This is a genomic window from Phytoactinopolyspora endophytica (assembly GCF_004138495.1).
Taxonomy (GTDB): domain Bacteria; phylum Actinomycetota; class Actinomycetes; order Jiangellales; family Jiangellaceae; genus Phytoactinopolyspora; species Phytoactinopolyspora endophytica.
Genome location: NZ_ML142865.1, coordinates 64669 through 73014, shown reverse-complemented (window position 1 = coordinate 73014; position 8346 = coordinate 64669). Strand labels below are relative to the sequence as shown.

Below are 8346 nucleotides of genomic sequence, written 5' to 3'. Positions count from 1 at the left end.
CAGCGCCTGGCCCAGCTCGACGCAGATTTCCACGAAGTCGTCCCAGGTCCAGCTGGCGTCGTCGGGAAAATCCACGCCCGCTTCTTCGAACAGCGCCCGGTTCGCCACCACCGCGTAGGTGTTCATCCCGGTCGGGAGGGCATAGAGCGATCCGTCGATGACACCGTTGTCCAGGATCGCCGAGTCGATCGCGTCCGTCGAGATGAGGCCGTCGACCCGGCTCAGATCGAGCAGGCTTCCGCGCCCCGCGTACTCACTCGGGTAGGCGCCGCCCATCGTGATGATGTCCGGCGCATCACCGGCGGCGACGCTGGTGGCCAGCTTGTCCCAGTAGGCGCCGAAGTCCGAGTAGTCCGGCTTGATGTCGACGTCCGAGTTCTCCGACTCGAACTCGTCGATCATCTCCTGCGTCATCTGGGCACGGTCATCACCGCCCCAGAAGGCGTATCGCAGCTCGACGGGACCGTCGCCGCCCGCCGTCGAGCCGTCCCGGCCGCACGCCATCAGACTCAGCGTCGGCGCCGCCGCGACCGCCGCCATCAATGTCTGCCGACGAGTGATCTGCCCTGTCGCACCCATCTCACACCTTCCTGTCTACGTCCGGCTCCGTGTCCAGCTGGGTCACTTGATGCCCGTCGTCGCGATTCCGCGGACGAGATACCTCTGGCCCGCCAGGAAGAACCCGAAGATCGGACCGAGCGCCACGATCGACATGGCGAACAACGGCCCCCAGGCGGATTCGCCCTGTGAGTCCACGAACGTCCGCAATGCCACCGGAACCGTGTAGAGGTCAGGATCGGTGAGGAAGATCAGCTGACTGTAGAAGTCGTTCCACACCCAGATGAACGTGAAGATCGCCGTCGTCGCGAGCGCCGGCACGCACAGCGGCATGATCACCCGCGCGTAGATGCGGAAGTGCCCGCATCCGTCGATCCTGGCCGCGTCGTCGAGCTCCCGCGGTAGCCCTCGGATGAACTGCACCATCAAGAAGATGAAGAACGCGTCCGTGGCGAGGAACTTAGGCACGATCAGCGGGTAGTACGTGTTGATCCAGTCCAGCTCGTTGAACAGGATGTACTGCGGCACGATCACCACGTGGATCGGCAGCATGATCGTCGCGAGCATCGCCGCGAAGAACCACTTCTTGCCGCGGAACTGCAGCCGCGCGAAGGCGTAGGCGGCCATCGAACACGTGATCAGGTTCCCTATGACCGATGCGACGACGATGATCAGCGAGTTGAACAGATAGTGGTGGAATGGGCGCGCCAGCGCGTTCCACCCCTCGGTGTAGTTGCTGAAGTCGAACGCGCTGGGGATCAGCGAGGGCTCACGGAAGATCACATCGGACGGCTTGACCGAGCTCGACAGCATCCACAGCAGTGGATAGAGCATCGCGAAGCCGAACACGATCAGCAGGACGTGCTTGTAGATACGCCGTCTCCGCCCGTTCCGACGTGGACCGCCGGTCGAGCTGTCGTCCACTGCCTTCGCAGCGTCGTCGGGAAGTCGATCGAGACTAGTCGCCATAGTGCACCCACCGCTTCGCAGCCAGGAAGTTGATCGCGGTGAAGGCCGCGATGACCACCAGCAAGAACCAGGCCAGAGCGGAGGCGTAGCCCATCTCGAAGGATCCGAATCCGCGCTGGTAGACGTAGAGCGTGTAGAACAGGGTCGAGTCGGCCGGCCCACCGGTTCCGCCACTGACGATGAACGCCTGGGTGAACGTCTGGAAGGCCCCGATGAGTTGCAGCACGAGGTTGAAGAAGATGATCGGCGTCAGCAGCGGAATGGTGATCCGGAAGAACCGCGTCCATGGACCGGCGCCGTCGACCTCGGCCGCTTCGTAGTACATCGTCGGAATCTGCCGGAGTCCGGCGAGAAAGATCACCATCGGTGAACCGAAGGTCCACACGTTGAGCACGATCAGCGTGGACAGCGCGTAGTCCGGATGCGAGACCCAGCCCTCGCCCTGAATGCCGACCACGTCCAGCAGCTGGTTGATCAGGCCCTCGGTGCCGAAGATCTGCCGCCACAGGATGGCGATCGCCACGCTGCTTCCCAGCAGTGACGGCAGGTAATAGATCGACCGGTAGATCGGCAGCCCGCGAACCCCTCTGTCGAGGAAGAAGGCCAGCGCCAACGCCAACGCGAGCTGCAACGGTACCGAGACGAACACGTACGTGACCGTCACGACGATCGCGGAGTGCAGCCTATCGTCGTTGAGCATCCGCTCGAAGTTGTCCAGCCCGACCCATTCGGGCGGCTGAAGCAGGCTGTAGTCCGTGAATGACAGGTACAGCGACCCGAGAATCGGGCCGATGGTGATGACCGCCATACCGATGAACCACGGAGCGAGGAACAGATACGCGGCTCGTCCCTCGCGCTTGGTGAGACTGTTGCCACCCTTACGACCGCTCCGTTTGGATGTCTCCGGTTCCTGCTCGGCTGTGGACTCCTCGACCGTGCCATTCATGGGCGCCCACCGGAGGTCTCCCGGCATTCACATGCCGATTTCGAGGCCTCGGGGCCTCTTACGGTGATCATCAATGACCTCCTCGCACTCCAGGCCGCTCGTGAGGAACGGCTCTTGGTGAGATAGCGATTTCTAACAAGGTTTCGAAAGGGTGTCAACAGGACCAAATGTCACTGTAGCCCCACGAGCATATGAGCTGGTAGGTGTGGTAACCGTATTGTGAGATACCGGTTACCACACCTACCGCCAAATAGCCCGCCCAGCGAGGTCAGCTGACCGCCGCCGTGAGCTCGTCGACCAAGCGTTGTCCCGCGTCCTCCGGAGAGATCCGCTCGAACAACACCTCGTCGTTGAGCCGTTGCACGATACCGACCGACTCGGTAGAGCCCTCCGGACCGATGATCAGGTCGGGGTTGACCTCGTCCTCGATCTCGGCGATGAACTCCGCCTGGGCTGCCGTGTCCTCGTCGAGCTCGGGTGTGATGGCCTCGAGCACCTCCGAGTTCGCCGGCAGACCGCGGTCGGCCTGGATGTAGCTCGCCGCTTCCTCGGTGTTGACCAGGAAGTCGATGAGCTGCGCTGCCTCCTCCGGGTGGTCCGACCCAGAGTAGATGCCATAGGACTGCGATGCCTGCAGCCACATGCCGGACGCTACCCCATGCGACTCGCCCGGTGCTCGCATCAGCTGCAGATCGGCCTCGGAGGCGCTCCGCAGCGCGGGGAGCTGGTTGCTCCAGTCGAACTGCATGCCGGCCAGCCCTTGCCCCATGAGCGTCTGCTCAGGTCCCGGCTGTCCAGCCAGTTCCGAGGTGATGGTCGCAGACGGCGTCGCGCCGGACTCCATCATCTGAGTCGTGAGCTCCCACCATTCGCGCGCGGTCTCCGGCGCGATGGCGATCTGGCCATCTTCGGTGTAGAGGCCGTCGCCGGTGTGCTGCCGCGAGTACAGGTCGATGAGATCCGGCGCGGTGCGATCGGCCGCGCCGTAGGTCCCATCCGGGGTGTTCTCGGAGATCTCCGCGGCGATCTCGACGTAGTCATCCCAGGTCCAGGTCTCATCGTCCGGCAACGGGACGCCTGCCTCCTCGAACACGTCAGGGTTCACGACCATGGCGAATGTGTTCACACCGGTCGGAATGCTGTACTGGACATCGCTGAAGAAGCCGTTGCTCAGCGCCGCCTCGTCGATGTCGTCCGTCGGCAGCTGCTCCGCAACCTCCGAGAGGTCGAGCAGCGCGCCGCGCTCGCCGTACTCGCGCGGGAACGCCCCGCCGAGTGTGATCACATCCGGCGCATTGTCCGCGGCGACCTCGGTGGCCAGCCGGTCGAAGTAGCCGTCGAAGTCGATGCTGTCACCTTCGACATCGATGTTCGGGTGTTCGGCCTCGAAGGCCTCGATCGCCTGATTGGTGATCTCATCCCGCTCGGGGTTGCCCCACCAGGCGAAACGGATCGAGACGTCACCGCTAGCCTCGTCACCGCTCGCCTCGTCACCGCTAGCCTCGTCGCCGCCACTGTCGCCATCGTCTGATCCGCAGGCGGCGAGCAGGAAAACCGCCGCCGCCGTTGCTGTCGCCGTCCGCCCGAAGCGTGCGGCGCCCTTGCCCACGATGTGCACCATCTGCCTACCTACTTTCGTTGTTCGCCGGTCTTGAGTGACCGGTTTCCGGAAACGACATCCGCGTAACAGCTGTGCTTATGAAACGTTACAAGCACATAGTTGCACAGAAGACACGCACTGGCTAGCCTCAAGCACGGTACCGGTTTCTGACTGCTGCGCGTCGCTCGTACGCAGGCGCGACCGTGGTCCTGTCCGCAGCACTTTCACTAGGAGGTCTTGGTGTCGTTCCCCCACGATCAAGCCAGCTCTGAACCGCTCGGCTGGATCCGCACCGACGGTGATCGGCTGGTAGGCGAGTCGGGGCAGCCGGTAGTACTGCGCGGCTTCGGTCTCGGCGGCTGGATGAACATGGAGAACTTCATCACCGGCTATCCCGGCACGGAGTCACAGCTGCGCGCGACCATGCGGCGTGCCCTCGGCGACGAGGGGTACGAACGCTTCTTCACCCGGTTCCTGCACGACTTCTTCGCCGATGACGATGCGCGGATGCTGGCCTCGCTGGGGGTCAACTGCCTCCGCGTGCCCTTCAACTACCGGCACTTCGAGGACGATGACCGGCCGTTCGAGCTGAAAGAGAGCGGGTTCCAGCTGCTCGACCGGCTGATCGAGACATGCGCCCGGCATGGGATCTACACCATCCTCGATCTGCATGCCGCGCCCGGCGCCCAGAATCACCACTGGCACAGCGACAACCCCACCCATGTCGCCTCCTTCTGGGTCCACCGGCACTTCCAGGACCGTGTCGTGCACCTATGGGAGGCGCTGGCCGAGCGCTACCGGAACAATCCGGCCGTCGCCGGGTACAACCCGCTCAATGAACCCGCGGACGAGAGCGGCGAGGTGATCGGCCCGTTCTACACGAGGCTGGAGCGGGCCATCCGGGCGGTCGACCCACGGCACGTCCTCTTCCTGGACGGCAACCGCTACGCCAGCGACTTCTCGGTCTTCGACGAGCCTTTCGACCAGGCCGTGTACACGGCGCATGACTACTCACTCCCGGGCATCGCCCGAGACAGCCGGTACCCGGGCATGGCGCGAGGTGAGTACTTCGACCGGGACGTCGTGGAGCAGACCTTCCTGCGACGTACCGAGTTCATGCGGCGCACCGGCACCCCCATCTGGATCGGCGAGTTCGGCCCGATCTACACCGGCGAGCAAGCCCGGGACGAATCCTGCCTGCTGCTACTCCGGGACCAGCTGGAGATCTACCGCGAGCACGGAGCCAGCTGGTCGCTGTGGACCTACAAGGACATCGGTCGCCAGGGCCTGGCATACCTGCCGGCGGAGAGCTCGTACCTGCAGCGGATCGGACCGTCCCTGGCCCAGAAGACCCGGCTCGGGACCGACTCATGGGGCGGCTCGGATGCCGAAGTCCGGCCCGTCATGGAGCCGATCGAGAAGCTCATCGCCACCGAATTCCCGGATTTCTACCCGTATCCGTGGGGGCAACGGCAATGGATCCCGTTGCTGGTGCGGCACATCATGTTCGCCGAGCCTGCGGTGGAGGCGTTCGGGAGCTGCTTCGAGGGCGTCACACCCGAGCAGGCGGAAGAGCTGGCTTCCTGCTTCGCGCTCACCGCGTGTACCACGCGCACCGAGCTGGCCGACGTGCTACGCGACGATCTCCATGATCATGAACATTAGCCGTTCATATGGCACGGTTAATGATCATGATCATGGGAATCTGACGATCGGTGGAGCCGCGCCCAGGTCTGCGCCGGGTTCACCCAATCGGTGAGGACCAGACCGGCCTTGGCGGCGGCGTCCGCCATCGCGCCGTCGTCAACGTGTTCCGACGAGAAGTCATGTCGCCAGACGCGGTCGCCGAGCCGGTACACGGCGGTCGCCGTGAAGCCGTCCGGATCGCGTTCGTGGACGGTGACCGATGTCTGCACCAGTCCAGTGGTGCCGGACCTGTCGTCGTGCGCCTTCGCCCAGTCCGGAGGGTAGCGCTCGACCAGCACCACGCCGTCGTCGTGAACGTGACGGGCACAAGCCTCCAGGAGCCGGACCCGCTCGGCCTCGCCACGGCGATTCACCAGATGGCTGGCCACGACGACGGCACCGAACCGGCGGCGGCCGAGGTCCAGATCGTACAGATCCGCGCAGACGGCCTCGGCGCCGGTGACGTGCTCCAGCATCACCGGGTCATTGTCCACACCGACCACATCGTGTCCATACGCGAGCAGGACACGCGTCAGGCGGCCGACGCCGCACCCGAGCTCGAGGATGTCCGCATCGGCGGCGATCGCATCGTGAATGATCGATGGCTCGTCGCCCGCCGGTATCGCCAGGTACACCCCGACCGGACTTCCGTCCGGCGCCGTGTGCTCCGCACTCATGTCTGCCCCACCCTTCCGGCGCGCTCGAGCAACAGGGCGCGTTCACGCTCGTTCTGTGTCAACGACGCGGCGCGCTCGAACTCGGTCCGTGCCTCATCGAGACGTTCGAGCTTCACCAGCAGGTCTCCGCGGACGCTGGGCAACAAGTGATAGGTCTGCAGCGCCTTCTCGGACACCAGCTCGTCGACGACCTCCAGCCCGGCCTCCGGGCCGAACGCCATCCCGAGCGCGACGGCACGGTTCAAATCGACGACAGGCGACGGCGCGACCTGCATGAGCGCAGCGTAGAGCGCGGCGATCCGTACCCAGTCCGTGTCCTCAGGGGTGACGGCGCGCGCGTGGCAGGCAGCGATCGCCGCCTGCAACGCATACCGGGCGGGCTTCTCGTGAAGCGCCTCGGCCCGTTCAAGAGCAGCGAGACCACGCCGGATGAGCAGCTGGTCCCACAGTGCGCGGTTCTGGTCGAACAGCAGAATCGGATCCCCGGATGCGTCCACCCGGGCACGTAGCCGGGACGCCTGGATCTCCATCAGCGCCACCAACCCGTGAACCTCCGCGTCCCCGGGAGCGAGCCCGGCCAGGATACGCCCGAGGCGCAGAGCATCCTCGCACAGTTCAGGGCGGACCCAGTCCTCGCCCGCGGTCGCCGAGTACCCCTCGTTGAAGATCAGGTAGATGACTTCGAGGACGGATTCGAGCCTCGCCGCCCGGTCGTCGCCGTGTGGTAGCTCGAACTCCACCTGTTTCTCGGCGAGCGTCCGTTTGGCCCGGACGACGCGCTGCGCGACGGTCGACTCCGGGACCAGGAACGCACGGGCGATCTCCTCCGTGGTCAAGCCGCCCAGCAGCCGGAGTGTGAGGGCGACCCGTGCCTGAGTGGTCAGCACCGGATGGCATGCGGTGAAGATGAGCCGGAGGAGGTCATCGCCGATGTCGTCGTCCACGGCGTCGTCGAGATCCTCGCCGGCCCGCTGCTGCTGGATCTCGAGGTCGCGACCCAGCTCGGTGACTTTCCGCTCCAGGCGTTCCTGCCGCCGGAACTGGTCGATGGCGCGACGCTTGGCGACGGCCATGAGCCAGGCACCCGGATTGCTCGGGATTCCCGACTCCGGCCACTGTTCTATCGCCGACACCAAGGCGTCCTGCGCCAGGTCCTCGGCCAAGCCGACGTCGTGCACCATCCGCGCCAGGCCGGCGATCAGTCTCGCGGACTCGATCCGCCACACGGCGTCGATCGTGCGCTGCACATCCGAGCTCGGCACGCCACCATGTTACGGGCAGCCCGATGCTACGGGAGAGTGTTGTCCTGCACGTGCTCGGCAGCCTCGATGCTTGCCCATTTCTCACGGAGCTCGGGAGTCAACTCGTCGCCGAAGTCCTCGGGCTCGAAGACCGGCCGGATCTCCAGCGTGCCGTCTTCGCCGGTCGGGTTAGGACAGCGCCTGGCCCACTCGATTGCCTCGTCCACCGACTTGACCTGCCACAGCCAGTACCCGGCGACCAGCTCCTTGGTCTCAGCGAACGGTCCGTCCACGACGGACCTCTTGTCCCCGGCGAACTCGACCCGCGCGCCCTTCGAGCTGGGGTGCAGCCCGTCGCCGGCCAGCATCACGCCGGCCTTCACGAGCTCCTCGTTGTACTTCATCATGGCGGTGAGCATTTCCTCGCTGGGCATGGTGCCCGCTTCAGAGTCCTCGGTCGCCTTCACAAAAACCATGACTCGCATCGTCGTTACCTCCTGTTGCTGTGAAGCCGGTACCCGGACCTCATGACCAGGTGCTCAACCGTGCTTCTGTCTACACGTCGAACAACCACGCACCGGATCGACACATCACATCAAGATTTTCTTGCTCCCCTGACCAGCGACGTTTCGTCCCCGGAAATTGCGGCGACGTGAGCCGTGGTTCAGA

At 64.8% G+C, this 8346-nt stretch carries 8 protein-coding genes; 1 reads left to right on the top strand and 7 read right to left on the bottom strand.

Annotated elements, in window-relative coordinates; genetic code table 11:
* The 4 genes from ELR45_RS26405 to ELR45_RS26390 all read right to left on the bottom strand — a co-directional run.
* Positions 1 to 579, bottom strand: a 579-nt coding sequence (locus ELR45_RS26405) for an ABC transporter substrate-binding protein (RefSeq protein ID WP_129669084.1), incomplete at its 3' end; no start/stop codon positions are given.
* Positions 580 to 621: 42 nt separating this feature from the next.
* A complete protein-coding gene (locus tag ELR45_RS26400) occupies positions 622 to 1392 on the bottom strand; it encodes a carbohydrate ABC transporter permease (protein WP_420813954.1) in 771 nt (256 codons plus the stop codon).
* A 124-nt stretch (positions 1393 to 1516) separates the two neighbouring features.
* Positions 1517 to 2473, bottom strand: a complete 957-nt coding sequence (locus ELR45_RS26395; RefSeq protein ID WP_129668987.1) for a carbohydrate ABC transporter permease — start codon at positions 2471 to 2473, stop codon at positions 1517 to 1519.
* 268 nt (positions 2474 to 2741) lie between these two features.
* On the bottom strand, positions 2742 to 4094 hold the full coding sequence (locus ELR45_RS26390) for an ABC transporter substrate-binding protein (RefSeq protein ID WP_129668986.1): 1353 nt from the start codon (positions 4092 to 4094) through the stop codon (positions 2742 to 2744).
* Between the two features lie 219 nt (positions 4095 to 4313).
* Here ELR45_RS26390 and ELR45_RS26385 point away from each other — a divergent pair, with 219 nt between their 5' ends.
* The gene (locus tag ELR45_RS26385) at positions 4314 to 5738 is read left to right on the top strand and encodes a glycoside hydrolase family 5 protein (protein WP_205857313.1); all 1425 of its coding nucleotides are present in this window, start codon (positions 4314 to 4316) and stop codon (positions 5736 to 5738) included.
* 17 nt (positions 5739 to 5755) lie between these two features.
* Here the strand turns inward: ELR45_RS26385 and ELR45_RS26380 are convergent, their stop codons facing one another.
* From ELR45_RS26380 to ELR45_RS26370, 3 genes are read right to left on the bottom strand one after another with little or no spacing between them, the layout of a single operon-like run.
* A complete protein-coding gene (locus tag ELR45_RS26380; RefSeq protein WP_129668985.1) occupies positions 5756 to 6436 on the bottom strand; it encodes a class I SAM-dependent methyltransferase in 681 nt (226 codons plus the stop codon).
* Complete coding sequence (locus ELR45_RS26375) at positions 6433 to 7698, bottom strand: RNA polymerase sigma factor (RefSeq protein ID WP_240760162.1); 1266 nt, start codon at positions 7696 to 7698, stop codon at positions 6433 to 6435. The genes ELR45_RS26380 and ELR45_RS26375 overlap by 4 nt, the downstream gene beginning before the upstream one ends.
* Positions 7699 to 7724: 26 nt before the next feature.
* On the bottom strand, positions 7725 to 8162 hold the full coding sequence (locus ELR45_RS26370) for a YciI family protein (RefSeq protein WP_129668984.1): 438 nt from the start codon (positions 8160 to 8162) through the stop codon (positions 7725 to 7727).
* Positions 8163 to 8346: the final 184 nt, after the last annotated feature.